Below are 662 nucleotides of genomic sequence, written 5' to 3' on the forward strand. Positions count from 1 at the left end.
TGGTGGGAAACCGGCGACGAACCCGGCACGTTTCGCCTGGATATTGGCGTGCTGGAAACCGGCATCACCGAAGAAATGTATTTAGAAATGGAACGGCTGATTGCCGACGCCAAACCGGCAAGCCGCCATCTGATCGGCCTGACCATCACGCAGGATATCGCCGGTACGGTGTATATCGGCGCAGCCCACTACGGCGGCGACCTGCTGACCGTTTACCCCGGATAAGAGGACGTTATGAGCACGTTTAAATCGGTTGTCACCACGCTCGGACAAGCCCGCATCGCGGCAGCTATCCAGGCGGGGACGGACATTAAAATCACCCAGCTCGCCGTCGGTGACGGCAACGGCGTGGCGACCACGCCCGTCGCCACGCAGACCAGGCTGGTTAAAGAGGTGTACCGCACGCCGCTGAACTCGTTAAAGCCGGATGCGTCACACGCAAACTGGATCATTGCTGAAGCCATTATTTCGGCGAGCGTCGGCGGCTTCTGGATGCGGGAAATGGGGCTGTTCGCGGACGACGGCACGCTGATTGCCGTGTGCAATATGGCGGACACCTACAAGCCGACTCTGGCGGAAGGTTCAGGCCGCACGCAAACCCTGCGCATGGTGATCACCGTCTCTGACACGGACGCCATCACGCTTATCATTGATGATTCGAT

Annotated in this window: 2 protein-coding genes; both read left to right on the top strand. The window is 59.2% G+C overall.

The genetic code is table 11. The features are described 5' to 3' along the window. Window positions 1-225, top strand: a 225-nt coding sequence (locus EYY67_RS24325; RefSeq protein WP_131694613.1) for a phage tail protein I, incomplete at its 5' end; no start/stop codon positions are given. Window positions 226-234: 9 nt separating this feature from the next. Then, a partial coding sequence (locus EYY67_RS24330) for a phage tail protein (RefSeq protein ID WP_165498007.1) occupies window positions 235-662 on the top strand: 428 nt, incomplete at its 3' end.

Origin of the sequence: Rahnella victoriana (assembly GCF_004330295.1) — a bacterium.
In the GTDB taxonomy this organism is placed as follows: domain Bacteria; phylum Pseudomonadota; class Gammaproteobacteria; order Enterobacterales; family Enterobacteriaceae; genus Rahnella; species Rahnella victoriana.